Annotated in this window: 12 protein-coding genes and 2 pseudogenes; 5 read left to right on the top strand and 9 right to left on the bottom strand. The window is 61.4% G+C overall.

What is annotated here, in order from left to right; translation table 11 throughout:
• Positions 1-7 precede the first annotated feature (7 nt).
• Positions 8-1,432 carry a coniferyl aldehyde dehydrogenase gene (locus L1P09_RS12920; protein WP_235768962.1) on the top strand — a complete coding sequence of 475 codons (1,425 nt, stop codon included), beginning with the start codon at positions 8-10 and terminating at the stop codon, positions 1,430-1,432.
• 318 nt (positions 1,433-1,750) lie between these two features.
• Here the strand turns inward: L1P09_RS12920 and L1P09_RS12915 are convergent, their stop codons facing one another.
• From L1P09_RS12915 to L1P09_RS26230, 6 genes and pseudogenes are all read right to left on the bottom strand, one after another.
• A complete protein-coding gene (locus L1P09_RS12915) occupies positions 1,751-3,331 on the bottom strand; it encodes a GMC family oxidoreductase (protein WP_235768933.1) in 1,581 nt (526 codons plus the stop codon).
• Positions 3,332-3,386: 55 nt separating this feature from the next.
• On the bottom strand, positions 3,387-4,346 hold the full coding sequence (locus L1P09_RS12910) for an alpha/beta hydrolase (RefSeq protein WP_235768932.1): 960 nt from the start codon (positions 4,344-4,346) through the stop codon (positions 3,387-3,389).
• Entirely contained in the window at positions 4,343-5,974 is a 1,632-nt protein-coding gene (locus tag L1P09_RS12905; protein ID WP_290129213.1) for a 3-(methylthio)propionyl-CoA ligase, read from the bottom strand. The genes L1P09_RS12910 and L1P09_RS12905 overlap by 4 nt, the downstream gene beginning before the upstream one ends.
• A 75-nt stretch (positions 5,975-6,049) precedes the next feature.
• Complete coding sequence (locus L1P09_RS12900) at positions 6,050-7,549, bottom strand: flavin-containing monooxygenase (RefSeq protein ID WP_235768930.1); 1,500 nt, start codon at positions 7,547-7,549, stop codon at positions 6,050-6,052.
• Positions 7,550-7,874: 325 nt separating this feature from the next.
• The gene (locus tag L1P09_RS12895) at positions 7,875-8,441 is read right to left on the bottom strand and encodes a c-type cytochrome (protein ID WP_235768929.1); all 567 of its coding nucleotides are present in this window, start codon (positions 8,439-8,441) and stop codon (positions 7,875-7,877) included.
• A 40-nt stretch (positions 8,442-8,481) separates the two neighbouring features.
• Positions 8,482-8,820 (bottom strand): annotated as a pseudogene (locus L1P09_RS26230) (amine oxidase); the annotation flags it as partial.
• Between the two features lie 378 nt (positions 8,821-9,198).
• Here L1P09_RS26230 and L1P09_RS12890 point away from each other — a divergent pair.
• Positions 9,199-9,471 (top strand): hypothetical protein, encoded by a 273-nt coding sequence (locus L1P09_RS12890; RefSeq protein WP_235768928.1) that lies wholly within the window; start codon positions 9,199-9,201, stop codon positions 9,469-9,471.
• 98 nt (positions 9,472-9,569) lie between these two features.
• Here L1P09_RS12890 and L1P09_RS12885 read toward each other — a convergent pair whose 3' ends face one another.
• The 3 genes and pseudogenes from L1P09_RS12885 to L1P09_RS12875 form a co-directional block, all read right to left on the bottom strand.
• Positions 9,570-10,175, bottom strand: coding sequence for a TetR/AcrR family transcriptional regulator (locus L1P09_RS12885; RefSeq protein ID WP_235768927.1), 606 nt, complete (start codon positions 10,173-10,175; stop codon positions 9,570-9,572).
• 279 nt (positions 10,176-10,454) lie between these two features.
• Positions 10,455-10,778: pseudogene (locus L1P09_RS12880) on the bottom strand (TolC family protein); the annotation flags it as partial.
• The gene (locus L1P09_RS12875; protein ID WP_235768961.1) at positions 10,759-10,917 is read right to left on the bottom strand and encodes a hypothetical protein; all 159 of its coding nucleotides are present in this window, start codon (positions 10,915-10,917) and stop codon (positions 10,759-10,761) included. The pseudogene L1P09_RS12880 and the gene L1P09_RS12875, both read right to left, overlap by 20 nt.
• A 261-nt stretch (positions 10,918-11,178) precedes the next feature.
• Here L1P09_RS12875 and L1P09_RS12870 point away from each other — a divergent pair, with 261 nt between their 5' ends.
• The 3 genes from L1P09_RS12870 to L1P09_RS12860 are packed head-to-tail and all read left to right on the top strand — an operon-like array spanning position 11,179 to position 16,868.
• Complete coding sequence (locus L1P09_RS12870; RefSeq protein WP_235768960.1) at positions 11,179-12,321, top strand: MexC family multidrug efflux RND transporter periplasmic adaptor subunit; 1,143 nt, start codon at positions 11,179-11,181, stop codon at positions 12,319-12,321.
• A gap of 15 nt (positions 12,322-12,336) precedes the next feature.
• Positions 12,337-15,465, top strand: coding sequence for a multidrug efflux RND transporter permease subunit (locus tag L1P09_RS12865; protein ID WP_235768926.1), 3,129 nt, complete (start codon positions 12,337-12,339; stop codon positions 15,463-15,465).
• Complete coding sequence (locus L1P09_RS12860) at positions 15,465-16,868, top strand: efflux transporter outer membrane subunit (RefSeq protein ID WP_235768925.1); 1,404 nt, start codon at positions 15,465-15,467, stop codon at positions 16,866-16,868. The genes L1P09_RS12865 and L1P09_RS12860 overlap by 1 nt, the downstream gene beginning before the upstream one ends.
• Positions 16,869-16,916: the final 48 nt, after the last annotated feature.

The following is a 16,916-nucleotide window of genomic DNA, read 5'->3' as shown; positions in this document are numbered from 1 at the left end:
TTACACAATGTCCATCGAGCAAGTCGCGCCGGCAGTAGAGCGGATGCGTGAGGTTTTTGCGCTTCAGCGCCAGGCATTCGCCGAGGAACGCTATCCATCCTATGAGACCCGGCGGGCCAACCTGTTGGCGCTCAAGGCGCTGGTTTTGGAAAACGCTGAGCGGATCGCAGCCGCCATCTCCAGCGATTTCGGACACCGGTCGGAGCACGAGACCAAGATGCTCGATATCTTCGGTCTGGTCAGTGAAATCAATCATGCCGTCCGGTGCCTGAAGCGCTGGATGAAACCAAGCAAGCGCGGAGTCGGGCTCTGGTTCAAGCCAGCGCGTGCAGCGGTGCTGGCCCAACCGCTCGGGGTTATCGGTATCGCCGCGCCGTGGAATTACCCACTTTACTTGACGTTGGGCCCGCTATGCGGCGCCCTGGCTGCCGGTAACCGGGCGATGATTAAGGTTGCCAGCGACTCCAGCCATTATGGTCGCTTGCTCGCCGAATTGCTGGGCAAGCGCTTCGACCCGGACCTGGTAGCGGTGATACAGCCTGGTGCGGGTATCAACGACGGTTTCTCCCGGCTACCCTTCGATCACCTGATCTTCACTGGCTCGCCGGCGGTCGGCCGGCAGATCATGCGCAATTGCAGCGAGAATCTTACCCCGTTGACGCTGGAGCTCGGTGGTAAGTCGCCTACCGTTGTCGCGCCGGGTTACCCATTGAAACAGGCTGCCGAGACCGTTCTTTGGGGCAAATGCCTGAATGCCGGGCAGACCTGTGTCGCGCCTGACTACTTGTTCCTGCCTGCTGGCAGCGAGGAAGACTTCCTCGCCCATGCCAGAGCGGCGGTGGCGCGAAACTACCCGCAACCGTTGGCCGATAACCCCGACTACAGCTGCATGATCAATGCGCGCCAGTTGGCGCGCGTCGATGCGCTGCTGGCGGACGCTCGGGACAAGGGCGCGCGCGTAGTGGCGCTCGCGGATGTGGATGGCGCGCGCCGGGCGGGCAAGCTTACACCGCACCTGGTGTTCGATGTGCGCGACGACATGCTGATCATGCAGGAGGAGATCTTCGGGCCAGTGTTGCCGGTGCTGGCTTACCGCAAACTCGAGGAAGCGATCGACTACATCAACGCCCACGAGCGGCCCTTGGCGCTCTACCTGTTCGACGACAATGCCGGCCGGGTCGAAACGGTGCTGCGTGAGACATTGTCTGGAGGCGTTTCGGTCAACAGCGTGATGTTGCATGTGCTACAGGAAAACCTGCCTTTTGGTGGAGTGGGCAATTCAGGGCTCGGGCATTATCACGCCGAGGAAGGGTTCCAGACGTTCAGCAAGATGCGTCCGGTGTTCTACCAGGCGAAGTTCAATGGCAGTTTCTTGCTCAAACCGCCTTATGGCCGCTTCACTCAAGGCCTTTTGCGCCTGATGCTGCGTTGAGGCATGGTTTGCTGAGCAGGGCTGACGAGGCTACATCGAGTTGACGCTACGATCGTCATGCCCCTTTTAGCGCCCTTCGGGGCGCTTTTTTTATGATGATTGGATGGCGGAGTCGCCTTTGCCGGTGGTCGCGGGCTCGTCCGCTCACACATCCCTGGGCAAGATTTCAGATTTAAATAAGACGATTGCTCCCGAAAGATCGCTGCCATTTGAGTCAGTCATGTGCAGTTTTGGGAGCAGGATGTGCGGGAGGAGGGTAGACCTTGGGGGGGGCTGAAAACCGCCCTTTGCAGGCGGTTTTCAGCCCGGGGGAGTGTGTCAGGCTTGGGCAATCCACTCGGCGGCGCGTTCGGCGATCATGATCGCCGCCGCGTTGGTATTGCCGCCAACCAATGTCGGCATGATCGAAGCGTCGACCACGCGAAGCCCCTCGATACCATGGACCCTTAACCGGCTATCTACCACGGCCATCTCGTCCTGCCCCATCTTACAGGTGCCGATCGGGTGGTAGATGGTGTCGGTGCGCTTGCGCAGCAGTTCGATCAACTGCTCGTCGTTGTGCAGGCCGGCGCTGTACAGATCCCGGAGCCCGAAGCTGGCCATGGGCGTCTGGGCAATGATGTCTCGGGTGATGCGGTAGCCTTTGAGCAATGTCGCGACATCGTCGTCGTGGGCAAGGAAGTTGGGGTCGATACGCGGCGCCTTGCGCGGGTCTGGGGAAGCCAGGCCGACACTGCCGATGCTCTTGGGGCGTAGCACGCACACATGGCAACTGAAGCCATGGCCCAAGTGAAGCTTGCGGTTATGGTCATCCACCGTGCCGATCACCGAATGCAACTGGATGTCCGGACGCTCCAGGCCTGGATCGGTCTTGAGAAACGCGCCGGCCTCGGCGCAGTTGCTCGCAAACGGGCCATTGCGATGGCGAGCATAATCGAACATGGCCTTGCCCATCTTCACGCCGCCGCTCAGGGAGAAGCCCAGCAGCGAAGTGTCGTTGCTCTTGTAGCACAGCACGACGTCGGCGTGGTCCTGCAGGTTCTGGCCCACGCCCGGGAGCTCATGGCGAAGGGCGATACCTTGAGGCTCGAGTTCGGCTGCCGAACCAATGCCGGAGAGCATCAGCAAGTGCGGGCTGCCAAAGGCGCCTGCCGACAGTATGACCTCCTTGCGTGCCCTCAGATGCACGCGCGAGCCCTTGATCAGTGCCTGTACCCCGGTCGCCTGGTTGCCCTGTAGGACAATACTTTCGACATGGGTCCGGGTGAGCACGGTAAGGTTGCTGCGATGGCGGACCGGCTTGAGGAAAGCCGTCGCGGTGCTCCAGCGGCGGCCGTCGCGAATCGTCACATCGTAGTAGCCTGCGCCTTCCTGAGTGGCGCCGTTGAAGTCGGGGTTATAGCTGTGCCCGGCACGCAGCGCGGACTCCACGAAGGCTTCGCTGGCCGCGTGGCGATTGGCCGGGCTGACGTAGAGCTCACCGTCACCTCCGTGATACTCGCTGCCGCCGCCGTGGTGCATTTCGCTTTTGCGAAAGTACGGCAGAACATCGTTGAAGCCCCAGCCTTCGTTGCCCAGCGCCTGCCAGTCGTTGAAATCGTCATGGTGACCGCGAATGTAGATCATGCCGTTGATCGAACTGCTGCCGCCGAGGACCTTGCCCCGTGGCTGGTAACCTACTCGCCCTCCAAGACCAGGCTGAGGCGTGGTCTTGAACGCCCAGTTGGCGTGGCGCGTTGGCAGGATGGCAGCTAGGCCCAGAGGCGTATGGATAAGCGGTGATCGGTCCTCCGGCCCCGCCTCAAGCAGGCAAACGGTGACACCGGGATCGGTACTGAGGCGATTGGCAAGGACACAGCCGGCAGAGCCGGCACCCACGATCAGATAATCGAATTCCATGTTGTTGTTCTCGAGGGAATCATTGGGAGTTCTGGACAGGACAGGAACAGGTTCGCTAGCCATCCCAGTTCGTATGAACATTGACGAAGTCCAGGATATGGCGCTGTGCCTGGAGGGCTTGCGGAAGCGCCTCAATCATCTGGAACACGTGCGGCAGGTGTTGCCAGATTTCCAGACGAACCGGCACGCCGGCCGCCGCCGCGCGGGAGGCGGCGCGCACGGAGTCGTCCAGCAGCATTTCGGTGCTGCCTACCTGCAACAGCAGCGGTGGCAAGCTGGCGAATGAGCCGAACAATGGCGACACTTCAGGCGACGTGTACTTCTCGGCCGATGTGTAGAAACCACGGATAGCCACCGCGAAAGGCAGGGTGAAGATCGGGTCGAGACGGGCATTGCCGAGCGCGCTTGCACCACTGAGGGTGAAATCGAGGAACGGGGATAGCAGTACCGCGCAGCTTGGGAGTGGCGTTTCCTCGTCCCTGAGTCGCTGCAACAGCGCCAACGCGAGGTTGCCGCCGGCGGAGTCGCCAGCAATCACGATGTGTTCGGGCTTGGTCCCCTGTTCGAGCAGCCATCGGTAGGTGGCGTGGGCCTGGTCAAGCGCCGTGGAGAAGGGGCATTCGGGTGCGAGGCTGTAATCCACCATCAGCGCTCTGGCCTTGAGCGGTTTGCACCAGCTCGCCACCATCGCCGCGTATACCTGCGGGGTGTACGCGACGAAGGCACCGCCGTGAATGTACAGGAGCACGCGCTCCGGCCTGCAATTGGCCGGCGACAACCAGTGCGCAGGCGTGCCGTTGCACGTGACTCTCGTGCGAAGCACGTCCGTTGGCAGCGCCTTGCCTTGCCGATCCAGTTGCGCGAACTGCTTACGCAACTGCTGGATATCGATACCCATGCCGTGGCGGGACTTCACCGACAGGCGCAACAGCAGGTTGATCAGCCTGCGCTTCCAGCGACCTTCGCTCGGGTCGATGACTCGGATATCGGCCCGTGCCCTGGCAGGGGCGTTCATGATGCCACCTCGACTGGCGGCGAGCCTGGCCATCGGTAGTCGCGCAGCTCTTGGCGCAACTGGACCTTGCTGACCTGGCCAGTGGCAGTGTGGGGCAGTGCCTCGACGAACACCACATCATCAGGGGTACAGAAACGTGCGACCTTGCCTGTATAAAGCGCGAGAATCGCTTCACGGGGGGGGACCTCCCCGTGTTTGGCAACCACTACCAACAGCGGGCGTTCGTCCCATTTCGGGTGGGCGATTCCCAGCGCGGCCGCTTCAGCGACAGCCGGGTGGCCCATGGCGATATTTTCCAGCTCAATGGAACTGATCCATTCGCCGCCCGATTTGATGACATCCTTGGCCCGGTCGGTGATCTGCATGAACCCATCCTGGTCGAGACTGGCGACGTCGCCGGTCGGGAACCAGCCGTTCACCAGCGGGGTTTCGTCGCCGCGGTAGTAGCGATCAACCACCCAGTGGCCACGCACGAGCAGAGCCCCCGAAGTTTTGCCGTCACGCGCGACTTCATTGCCGTCATCGTCCACGGTTCTCAGGTCAATGCCGAACGGTGGCCGGCCTTGCTTGATACTGATGGCGAAGCGCGCCTCTTCGTCCAAACCCAGGTGCGACGCTTTCAATGTATTCACGGTGCCCGTCGGTGACATTTCAGTCATGCCCCAGGCGTGCTGGATACGGATGCCGAACGCCTGCTCGAAGCTGCGCATCAGTGCCGGTGGACAAGCGGCGCCGCCGACCACCACGCGCCGCAGGCTGGGCAGGCGTTTACCGGTCTGCTGCATGTACTGCTGCAGGCTCAGCCACACGGTGGGAACACCGGCCGAGAAGGTGACACCTTCCTGATCGAACAGTTTGAAGACACTTTCGCCATCCAGACCAGCACCGGGCAGCACCAGCTTGGCGCCCACCAGGGCCGCCGAGTACGGTAGCCCCCAGGCATTAACATGGAACATAGGCACGATCGGCGCGACAACCTCGCGGGCCGACAGCGAGAGTGAGTCCGGCAAGGCGCTGGACAGCGCGTGCAACAGCGTGGCGCGGTGGGAGTAGAGCACGCCCTTGGGGTTGCCGGTGGTACCGGAGGTGTAGCACAGCGCCGCCGCCGCATGCTCATCGATTGGGGGCCAGGCGAATGTCGCAGGTTCTGCAGCCACCAGCGTCTCGTAGCACAGCAAAGGGGTCTGGCCCGCAGTTGGCATCTGCTCAGCATCCGACAAGGCGACCCAATGCTTCACGCGTGGGCACTGAGCCGCGATTTCGGCGACTAGCGGGGCGAAGCTTTCGTCAAAACAAACCACCTCGTCCTCAGCGTGGCTGATGATCCACGCGACTTGCTCCGGGAACAGGCGCGGGTTGATGGTGTGGGTGATCGCCCCCATGCCCGAGATCGCATAGTAGAGTTCGAAATGACGGTAGCCATTCCAGGCCAGAGTGCCCACTCGGTCGCCAGGCTTGACGCCTAGACGGGTCAGTGCGTTGGCCGCTTGCCTCGCACGCTGATGAGCGTCGGCATAGGTGTAGCGGTGCAGGGCGCCGCCAGGCAGGCAGGAAACGATTTCGGTATCGCCGTGATACCGCTGCGCATGCTCCAGCAGCGAAGGAATGGTAAGGGGGAGCGTCATCATTTGACCTAGCATGGTATTCAGCCTTTTACCTTTATTGTTTTCACGCACCGGCGGCGAGGCCGTGGGCGTTGTGGTTCAACCGGTGACCTTGGCGGGCCGTGGGGTGAGCGCTTGTTGCTGAGCGCGCTGGAACTCCAGGTGGTGGTCTTCGATCGGGTCCTTCAGCAGCATCTTCTTGTCGCGACCGTAGTGCATGAAGACGAACCAGGGGTACGACCGGCCCTGACGGGGCAGGAAGTGCTGGTCACGCTGGATGTAGCCGGACTTCATCGAGTTCATGATCCCGTCGCTCAACGCGTTGTTGGCGTTGTCGTAAGGAGTCACAACATCTAAGTTGCGCTGTTCCATATAGCGGAACAGGCGGCACAGGTAAGTGGCGGCCAAGCCGACCTTGAGCGTCCACGACACGTTGGTGTAGCCGAAGATCCATGCCATGTTCGGCAGGTTTTCCAGCAGCACTCCCTTGTAGGTCATCTGCTCGCCCACTGGGTAAGGCGTGCCATCGACCGAGACGGTCATGCCGCCCAGCAACTGCAAGCGCAGCCCTGTAGCAGTGATGATGATGTCGGCTGGCAGTTCCTTGCCCGACTTCAAACGAATGCCATGCTCGGTGAAGCGTTCGATATGGTCCGTTTCCACCGATGCCTGGCCGTTGCGAATGGCCTTGAACAGGTCGCCGTCGGGGACTGCGCATAGGCGCTCGTCCCAAGGCATGTAGTTCGGGGTGAAGTGGCGCATGTCGGCGTTAGGGCCTACCTGGCGGCGCACGTGCGCCAGGATGATCCTACGCATCAGGCGCGGCCATTGCCGGCAGGCAATGTAAGCGGCGCGGTACAGCACGATATTGCGCTTGCGAGCCAGGCCGAGGGCCCAGCTCGCGGGCATTATGCGGGAGAGCGCTCCCGTGAGCTTGTCGGTGGAAGGTAGCGAGTAGATATACGAGGGGGAGCGCTGCAGCATGGTGATGTGGCGGGTCTTGTCAGCCATCGCCGGAATCAGCGTAGCTGCGGTGGCACCGCTGCCAATGACTACGACATTCTTGTCGCGGTAGTCCAGGTCTTCGGGCCAATGCTGTGGATGAATCCGTACGCCTTTGAAGTCGTCCTCCCCCGGGAAAGAAGGCAGGAAACCCTCGTCGTGGTTGTAGTAGCCAGTGCAGCAGAGCAGAAATCGGCAGGTGTAATGCCGGATATCGCCGCTGGCTTCGTGCCGCGCCGTCAATTGCCACAGACGCTGCTGGCTGCACCAGTTCGCACTGAGGGTCTTTAGGCCGTACTGGATCTTGTCAGCAAGACCGTACTGCTTTGCCGTATCCTGGATGTAGCGCCGGATCGAGGCGCCGTCGGCCAATATCTTGGGGTTGTCCCACAGGCGGAACTTGTAGCCGTAGCTCAGCATGTCGGAGTCGGAGCGAATGCCTGGATAGCGGAAGAGGTCCCACGTTCCGCCCATGCACTCGCGCCGTTCCAGAATGGCGAGACTGCGATTGGGAAACTCGTCCATTAGATGGCAAGCCGTGCCGATTCCGGACAGGCCGGCACCGATGATCAAGGTATCGAAATGGAGGTTGCTCATGGAATCTCCGCGCCTTCGGGGTATGACCGAGTGGTTGATTGAGGGTTGGGCATCAGCGCGCACGCGATCACGCGGCAGTTTTTCGGCAGGCGCGAGACGGCAGGGCTGAGGCCCGGAGGAGGGTGGCCGGCAGCGGATGGGGCAGTGGAGTCGTGCATACGATGAGCTCAGGTGATTGTTTTTGTTTTACTGCAATGTAATCCGCTACCGAATTTTACGCAACGTCTGTTATGTTTAAATTCTAAGCCATGTGGCAGCCGGGTAAAGCCCGCTTGATCCAACCATGGGACATGGGGCGGAGGCTGTGCATCCGCCCGTCGAAGATTCAGTGCCTGGCGGGGTCGAGATCGGCGAGGTAGTGCGCCAGCGCCTGCGCCTCGGTTTGCGAAAGCAGACCTGCGGTCGCGTTCATGGCGCCACTCGGGTCCGTTTGCGTGCCCTCCTTGAACGCCAGGAGCTGGCTTAGCAGATAAGCTTTTCCCTGGCCCGCGAGGCGGGGGCCAACTGCTCCGCCCACGAAATCGCTGCCGTGACAGGCACTACAACCCCGCTCCGCGGCACTCACCTTGCCCTTGGCCGACAGTTGCTCATCCGCCGTTGAAATGTCGGTGCTGAGTGGCGTTTGCCGGGCAAAGTACTGCGCCAGAAACACGATCTGATCGTCGGTCAATGTGGCGGCCAGCGGCTCCATCTGCGCACTGTGCCGTTTGCCCTCGGCGAATGCGTGAAGTTGCGCCTGCAGATAATCGGCCTTTTGCCCGACGAGTGATGGGTACTGCTCGTTCTGCGACTTTTCGGAGGTACCATGGCAGGCGTTGCAGGTATCCTGGGGTTGCGGCCAATTTCCGACATCGGCGTCGTAGCGGGCATAGTGGCTGTCTAGTGCATTCATGAGTCGATAGCCCGCCAGCAATTGCGGGGTTGGCGATCTTGCGCACTGGGCTGGAAAGCCTCAGGCGATCGCCCAACGACTCAGCCATACGCGGGCTCAACACTTGGGATCCGCCCACGAAGCGAGTCTCCTGAGCGCCGCCATTGAAGCCTTCCAGCTTCTCCATGCTGCAGTCGGCGGAATTGATCAGCGAGAGGTAGTGCAGCAGGGCCAGGCTGGCTGGTGGCGTACCAGTGGTCAACCCTATAGAGGTCTCGAAGCTAAACCGGCTGGAGTTGTCGATGCCTTGACTCTTGAGCCATTGGGCTACCGATAGCTTGTCGATTTCAGGTGCATCAGCCGCATTCCAGGGCTCCTTGCTCGGAACCTGTCGCGCGAGTTGATTGAGCGTTGCAGTGACAGGGTTGCTGTGGGCGGCGCTAAGGTCTTCCGTACATCGCTCAGGGTTGCCTCTACCGTCTGGGCCAGGGCGCTCCCGGCGAGTCCCGTACCACCTACCAGCACCACGCCAGCAAGAGCCTGCATAAGCAGGCGCCGGCGGTAGGCCGGTGAAGACTTGTCTTCAGTGTTCATGTTTGCCTCGGCACGCTGTTGTTGTATTCAAATAACTATAGTTATGTAAAATAGCGCAGCGCGATCATCGTGCCAAGGGGAGGCGGGCGTCATCGTTTCAGGACTCAAAAAACGACCCTGAACGGGACGCTTCCTAGATTTAGTAGTTATCTAAACCTGCTGCAAACAACCGAAGGAGCTACCCATGAAACTATTGAGAGTGATAGCCGTTGCATCGATCATCTGCGCGCCGGCTGTGTACGCCGGGGATAAGACCGATGCCGACCACTGCACAGCCAAGATCAACCAGCTCGACTCCATCGAGCGTTCCGAAGGCAGCGGCGTTCATGGAGGTGTGGCAACGGACATTCGCAAACTGATTGCGCAGGCCAAGGAGGCTCGGGAAAAAGGTGATGGGGAAGGCTGCCTGACTGCGACCAACAAGGCGCTGAGCTTGTACAAGACCGCATCCAAGTAGGAAGCGTAGGGCGTTTCAACGCCAAGGCCCGTTCCAGGTTTGCGAGGGCCGGACGACTTCTCGTCCGGCCCATGGGATGGGCTATAGATCAGGGGCGGTCACTTGGCCTTGCGCGTGCCACTGCGCTTCGCGAGTGGTGAAATCAACGTGATGAGCGCCTCGAGCAGGGCATTCCCGCGCTCGGCGCTGAAGCGCTCGGGCTCGATCGGCATCATCATCAGCCAGCCGTCACAGATGGTGCTGATCTGGTCGGCCAGCACATCGGGTGGTATGTCGTCGCGGACTTTGCCCTGACGCTGCTCTTTTTCGATCACCATGGTAAACACCTGACGAAACCTGGCGTACCGCTGCTTGATGACATGCGCGAACGCCTGCTCATGCCGAGCATGGCTCAGCAATTGCAACCAGGAAAGCCAGATCGTCGACTCACCGTCGTTGACCCACTCCATCCACTGCCGGAGCAACGAGGGAATGTTCATCTCCGCCTGGTTCGCTGCCAACATCGTGTCGACCTGGTCGAACAAGCTTTGGGCGACCTCAGTGATCATCTCTTCCTTGTTGGCGAAGTAATATGTTACTGCGCCTGTGGTGCAACCTGCATGTTTTGCGACATTGCGCATCGACGCACCGGCGTAGCCATCCCGCGCGATCACGCTAATGGCTGCCTCCAGCAGTTCTAAACGTTTGGCGTCGCGGTCGCCCACGGGCCGCCCCCTACGCGCCAAGCTGCGAGGTGCGCTCGGACCGGCAGAAGTGGAGGCGGTTCTGGAAGGGGGTTTGGATTCAGGCATGAGGTCTCAGGATTTCAGGATAAGAGCGTTTCTGGATCAAGTGGTTGGCTTCCACGGTTGGCCCAGCATAGTGAAGTCGAGCGTGGATTACACCTGTCGGAAGATAGGAATTCTTGATCCGGGCAAAAGGGTATCGAGGAGACTAGCAACCAGTCGAATATGTGACAACGTGAGTTATGTAAAATAGTGACTGAAGGTCATGATCTGGTCAAGGTTTGGCTGTGCAGTCCAGTCTTCCCGTGCGCCAGCAGCGCCTTGCAATTTGAGGTTCTGGCGGCCGGCGGTTTTCACCTAGGCCTTGGCGTCGTTGGGCGTCGGCACCTCCACCGGCAGCGTGTGGACCACGCCCTGGATCGAGCTGTACTCGCGGTTGGTCAGGGCGATGAGGGCCTCGAAGGCATCCTGCACCTGGCGCTCGGCGATGATCCGGTTGGCCCGTGCGGTATCGTAGCTGGCCAGGGATTGCAGCACGTCGGTCTTGTCGGACAGGCCGACGTCAAACCGTTCGTTGGACTGTTTCTTTCGCGGATTCCAGAACGATGACGTCAAACCATTTCTCCATCAAGGCGTCATTTTCAAACCACTGACATAACGCAAATGCCGTTCCGGGAAAGCCGGAGATGGAACGCTGTTGCCTGATGTTCGTGATGGTCATCCTCGGGCCACCGCTTTTGATGGTGACAACATCGCCTCTAAACAGGTTGTTCATCGAACACCTCTGTTGTGTTTGCAGTGCTCTGTAGGCTTCAAGGAAGCCAGTTATTCAGATCGCGACCAGTGTCGTAAAAGCGATGCAACATGGCACGGCCGAGACCAGATGACGCATGATCACTATTGGCTCTAATGAGGCATTATTGACTCATGTAAGTTGAAAACGTATCATCCGGGTCGTTTTCAATCAAGGCTGTGGTGAATGATGGGCAAGATAAATGCGATAGGGATGGGTGGGCTGTTCGCCGCTGCGGTGGCGTTGGCCGGTTGCGGAGTGGGCGAGGAGCCACAGGCCGCCTCTGCAGCGGCTATGCCCGTGGAGACCGTGACGGTGACAACCGAACAGTTGTCGCTAGCCTCGACGCTTCCTGGCCGGGTCGAGCCAATGCGGGTAGCAGAGGTGCGTGCCCGTGTGGCCGGTATCGTCTTGCACAAGCGCTTTGAAGAAGGTGCCGATGTCAAGGCCGGCGACGTGCTGTTCCAGATTGACCCCGAGCCATTCAAGGTGGCCCTGGCACGCGCCGAAGGCGACTCGGCGCGTGCACAGGCGGTACAGCAAGAGGCTCAGGCACGGGTCAAGCGCTACGAACCCCTGGTCAAGATCGAAGCTGTCAGTCAGCAAGATTTCGATAGCGCCACCGCCGAGCTGCGCAGTGCTCAGGCCGCTGTGCGCACGGCTCAGGCCGACGTGCAGACCGCACGGCTGAATCTTGGTTATGCCACCGTAACCGCGCCCATTTCCGGCCGCATCGGCCGTGCCCTGACCACCGAGGGTGCGCTGGTGGGGCAGGGTGACGCCACGTTGATGGCGCGCATTCAGCAGCTTGATCCGATCTACGTAGACTTCACGCAGTCTGCCGCCGATGCCCTGCGTCTGCGTCAGGCCCTCAAGGAGGGTGCCCTGACTGGTGGCGAAGACCAGTCCCTGAGCGCCCAGGTGGAAGGCACCGACTACCAGCGCCAAGGCGCGCTGATGTTCACCGATGTGGCAGTTGACCGTGGCACTGGCCAGGTCACCCTGCGCGGGCGCTTCGACAACCGCGACGGCATCCTCCTGCCTGGCATGTATGTGCGTGTGCGCACCCCGCAGGGCACCGACCAGCAGGCCATCCTGGTGCCGCAACGGGCGGTGCAGCGTGGCAGCGACGGTAGGGCACGGGTAATGGTCGTGGGGGCCGACAACCTGGCCGAGGTGCGCAGCGTACGTACCGGCGTAATGCAAGGCTCCCGCTGGCAGATCAGCGAAGGCCTGCGTGCCGGTGACCAGGTCATTGTCGGCAGCCCGGCCGGATTGGCACCTGGCATGGCCGTGGCGCTGGCTCACGCGCAACAGGCCGCGGCGCACTAAGGCGAGGTTAGCGAGATGTCCAAGTTCTTCATCACTCGGCCGAATTTCGCCTGGGTCGTGGCGTTGTTCATTTCCCTGGCGGGCTTGCTGGTGATCCCGGCGCTGCCGGTGGCCCAGTATCCAAGTGTGGCGCCGCCACAAATTTCCATCACTGCCACCTACCCGGGTGCTTCGGCCAAGGTGCTGGTGGAGTCGGTGACCAGCATCATCGAGGAATCGCTCAACGGCGCCAAGGGCCTGCTGTACTACGAGTCCACCAACAACTCTAACGGTGTCGCCGAAGTGATGGTGACTTTTCAGCCAGGTACCCAGCCAGACATGGCCCAGGTCGATGTGCAGAACCGCCTGAAGAAGGCCGAGGCGCGCATGCCCCAGGCTGTGCTGACCCAGGGGCTGAAGGTGGAGCAGGCCAGTTCGGGCTTCCTGCTGATGTATGCCCTGACGAGTGCGACAGGTGGGCGCGACGGTGTAACGGCGTTAGCAGACTATGCGGCGCGTAATATCAACAACGAACTACTGCGCGTACCCGGAGTGGGCAAGCTGCAGTTCTTCGCCTCCGAAGCGGCTATGCGCGTCTGGGTCGATCCGCAGAAACTAGTGGGCTACGGCCTTTCCATCGACGACATCAGCAACGCCATCAGAGGTCAGAACGTCCAAGTTCCGGCCGGCAGCTTCGGCAGCACGCCGGGCGCCAGCGAGCAGGAATTGACCGCGACTTTGGCCGTGCAAGGTACCCTGGACTCCATCGAAGCGTTCGCCGGTATCGTTCTACGTGCTAAATCCGACGGTTCCAGCGTGCGCTTGGGTGATGTCGCGCGCATGGCCATCGGCAGCGAAAACTACAACCTGTCTGCGCGACTGGACGGTAAACCCGCAGTGGTAGCAGCAGTGCAACTGGCGCCCGGAGCCAACGCTATCGAGACCGCGAAGCTGGTCAAGGAGCGCCTGGGGGAGCTTGCGCAGTTCTTCCCCGACGGCGTCGAGTATTCGGTTCCCTACGACACCTCGCGCTTCGTAGACGTGGCCATCGAGAAGGTGGTCCACACCCTGATCGAAGCTATGGTGCTGGTGTTCCTGGTGATGTTCCTGTTCCTGCAGAACGTGCGCTATACCCTGATTCCGTCGATCGTGGTGCCGGTGTGCTTGCTCGGCACATTGATGATCATGAAACTGCTCGGTTTCTCGGTGAACATGATGACCATGTTCGGCATGGTGCTGGCTATCGGCATCCTGGTGGACGATGCCATCGTGGTTGTGGAGAACGTCGAGCGCCTGATGGCCGAGGAAGGGTTGTCGCCGGTAGACGCAACCATCAAGGCGATGGGGCAGGTGTCCGGGGCGATCATCGGTATCACCATGGTGCTTGCGGCGGTGTTTCTGCCGCTGGCGTTCATGTCCGGCTCGGTGGGCGTGATCTATCAGCAGTTTTCGGTGTCGCTGGCAGTGTCGATCCTGTTCTCAGGCTTCCTGGCCCTGACCTTCACCCCGGCGCTGTGCGCCACACTGCTCAAGCCGGTAGCACATGGGCATCATGAAAAGGGCGGTTTCTTTGGGGCGTTCAACCGCACATTCGCCCGCATTACCGAACGTTACTCGGTAATGAACAGTGCCTTGGTGGCGAGTGCCGGGCGTTGGATGCTGGCCTATGTCGGCATCCTTGTGGTCCTCGGTTACTCCTATGTGCGAGTACCAGAGGCTTTTGTCCCCGCCGAGGACCTGGGCTATGGCATCGTCGACGTGCAGTTGCCACCGGGTGCCAGCCGGGTGCGTACTGATCACACTGCAGAGGCACTGGAAGCTTTCCTGATGTCCCGGGAAGCTGTCGCCAATACCATTGTTGTGACTGGTTTCAGCTTCTCGGGCCAGGGCGAGAATGCCGCGCTGGCATTCCCAACCTACAAAGACTGGTCGTTGCGTGGCAAGGAACAATCCGCAGTAGTTGAAACTGCCGTGGTCAATGAGCAGTTCGCCGCCAACGGCGACGGTGCCATCACTGCGGTCATGCCACCGCCGATCGACGGCCTGGGCAACTCCGGTGGCTTTGCCCTTCGGCTGATGGACCGTGGTGGCCTAGGGCGCGAGGCATTGCTGGCCGCCCGCGACCAACTGCTAGCCCGCGCCAATGAAAACCCGGTGATCCTCTACGCAATGATGGAAGGCCTGGCCGAGGCACCGCAGTTGCGCGTGCACATCGACCGCGAGAAGGCCAGCGCCCTGGGCGTGAACTTCGAGTCGATCAACAACACCTTGGCCACTGCCTTTGGTTCTGCGGTGGTCAACGACTTCAGCAACGCTGGGCGGCAGCAGCGCGTAGTGGTGCAAGCCGAGCAGGGCGCGCGCATGACCCCAGAAAGTGTGATGCGCCTGTATGCGCCGAACGCCCAGGGCGAACAGGTGCCGTTCAGTGCCTTCATCACCACACAGTGGGAAGAAGGGCCAGTGCAACTGGTGCGCTACAACGGCTACCCATCGATCCGCATCGCTGGCGACGCGTCGCCAGGCCACAGTACCGGCCAGGCCATGGCCGAGATGGAGCGCCTGGTCAGTGAGCTGCCACCGGGGATTGGCTATGCCTGGACCGGCCTGTCGTACCAAGAGCAGGTCTCTAGCGGCCAAGCCGCCGGCCTGTTCGCCCTGGCCATCCTGGTAGTGTTCCTGCTGCTGGTGGCGCTGTACGAGAGCTGGGCGATCCCGCTGACGGTGATGCTGATCGTGCCGATCGGTGCGCTGGGTGCGGTGTGGGCGGTACTGCTCACCGGCCTGCCCAACGACGTGTACTTCAAGGTCGGGCTGATCACCATCATCGGCCTTGCGGCGAAGAACGCAATCCTGATCGTCGAGTTCGCCAAGGAACTATGGGAGAAGGGCTACAGCTTGAGCGACGCCGCCATCGAGGCTGCGCGCCTGCGCTTCCGCCCGATCGTGATGACCTCCATGGCCTTCATCCTCGGCGTGGTGCCGCTGGCCATCGCCACCGGCGCTGGCGCAGCCAGCCAACGCGCCATTGGTACCGGAGTGATCGGCGGCATGCTTAGCGCAACCTTGCTGGGTGTGGTGTTCGTGCCGATCTGTTTCGTCTGGGTGCTCAAGCTGCTCAAGCGCGAGCCGGCACCCCTGCAACACGCTGTCGAGGTGGAGAAGTAATGGTCGTGGGTAATCTTGCAATACCACTCGCGTTGGCCTGTGCCCTGACTGGCTGCTCGCTGGCACCGACTTACCAGCGCCCCGAGGCACCGGTGCCGGCGCAGTGGGGCAATGCCACCGGGCAGCAGGGCCAGGCCGTGGCGCAGCTGGACTGGCACGCGTTCATCGTTGACCCTACGCTGCGTCAGTTGATCGGCACCGCACTGGGCAACAACCGTTCCCTGCGCCAGGCCCTGCTCGATATCGAGCAGGCCCGTGCGCTATATGGTATCAGTCGTGCCGACCGCGTGCCCGGGTTGAACGCTGGCGCTTCGGGTAATCGCCAGCATTTGCCGTCGGACCTCTCCAGCGATGGCCGCGAGGGTGTCAACAGCACTTATCAAGTAGGGCTATCGCTGCCGGAGTACGAAATCGACTTGTTCGGCCGCGTAAAAAGCCTAAGCGACGCAGCGCTCGAGCAATATCTGGCAACCGAGGAGGTCAGCCGGGCTGCACACATTGCCCTGATCGCCGAGGTCAGCCAAGCTTACCTGACACTCGATGGCGCTGAGCGTCGCCTGGCGTTGACCCGCCAGACCTTGGGCAGTCGCAAAGACTCCCTGGCCCTGGTCGGCCAGCGCCGCGCAGTAGGCACCGCGACGGCGCTGGATCATCAGGAAGCATTGGGGCTGGTAGAGCAATCGCGGGCGGAGCTGGAGTCAATCCTGCGCGAGCAGCAGCAGGCTTACAACGCCCTGGTGCTGCTGCTCGGTAGCGCCAGCGCGGCCAATGTGATCCCTGCCGAACGACCCGAGGCGCCGATGGTGCTGCCGGACATCGCGCCAGGGACACCATCGGCGCTGATCGAGCGGCGTCCGGACATTCTTGCCGCCGAGCATCGGTTGCGCGCACGTAACGCCGATATCGGTGCGGCACGGGCGGCGTTCTTTCCACGGATCAGCCTGACCGGCAGCTTCGGTACCTCCAGCGCGCAGATGTCCGGGCTGTTCGAGGGTGGCTCGCGCAATTGGGGCTTCATGCCACAGCTGTCGTTGCCGCTGTTCGACGCCGGGCGTAACAAGGCTGCGCTGAGCCTGTCCGAGGCGCGCAAGGACTCGGCGGTTGCAGCCTACGAAGGTACGATCCAAACCGCTTTTCGGGAAGTGGCCGATGCACTCGCTGCCAGCGATACTTTGCGGCGTGAGGAAATTGCACGCCAAGCGTTGGCCGAAACCAGCCGGGTGAGCTTGGCACTGGCGAAGGCTCGCTACGAGGGTGGCGTGGACAGCCATCTGCGGTATCTGGATGCGCAGCGCAACACCTACTTGAACGAAGCGGCCGCGATCGAGGCGAGCATCGAGCGGCAAAAATCACTCGTCGACCTGTTCCGCGCCCTTGGTGGTGGCTGGTCTACGCGGGGATAACTCATCGATCCTTTGGTTGGTCTGGCCAACCGCTTTTGCCCCTGAGTG

It is taken from the genome of Pseudomonas juntendi (assembly GCF_021560075.1).
In the GTDB taxonomy this organism is placed as follows: domain Bacteria; phylum Pseudomonadota; class Gammaproteobacteria; order Pseudomonadales; family Pseudomonadaceae; genus Aquipseudomonas; species Aquipseudomonas juntendi.
This window is presented reverse-complemented; position numbering and strand designations above follow the sequence as displayed.

Bases quoted from the DNA above. Each gene is read 5' to 3' on its own strand.
- L1P09_RS12900 (WP_235768930.1), bottom strand. From the start codon at position 7,549: ATGAGCAACCTCCATTTCGATACCTTGATCATCGGTGCCGGCCTGTCC.
- L1P09_RS12895 (WP_235768929.1), bottom strand. From the start codon at position 8,441: ATGAATGCACTAGACAGCCACTATGCCCGCTACGACGCCGATGTCGGA.
- L1P09_RS12920 (WP_235768962.1), top strand. From the start codon at position 8: ATGTCCATCGAGCAAGTCGCGCCGGCAGTAGAGCGGATGCGTGAGGTT.
- L1P09_RS12890 (WP_235768928.1), top strand. From the start codon at position 9,199: ATGAAACTATTGAGAGTGATAGCCGTTGCATCGATCATCTGCGCGCCG.
- L1P09_RS12865 (WP_235768926.1), top strand. From the start codon at position 12,337: ATGTCCAAGTTCTTCATCACTCGGCCGAATTTCGCCTGGGTCGTGGCG.
- L1P09_RS12870 (WP_235768960.1), top strand. From the start codon at position 11,179: ATGGGCAAGATAAATGCGATAGGGATGGGTGGGCTGTTCGCCGCTGCG.
- L1P09_RS12910 (WP_235768932.1), bottom strand. From the start codon at position 4,346: ATGAACGCCCCTGCCAGGGCACGGGCCGATATCCGAGTCATCGACCCG.
- L1P09_RS12915 (WP_235768933.1), bottom strand. From the start codon at position 3,331: ATGGAATTCGATTATCTGATCGTGGGTGCCGGCTCTGCCGGCTGTGTC.
- L1P09_RS12875 (WP_235768961.1), bottom strand. From the start codon at position 10,917: ATGACCATCACGAACATCAGGCAACAGCGTTCCATCTCCGGCTTTCCC.
- L1P09_RS12905 (WP_290129213.1), bottom strand. From the start codon at position 5,974: ATGATGACGCTCCCCCTTACCATTCCTTCGCTGCTGGAGCATGCGCAG.
- L1P09_RS12860 (WP_235768925.1), top strand. From the start codon at position 15,465: ATGGTCGTGGGTAATCTTGCAATACCACTCGCGTTGGCCTGTGCCCTG.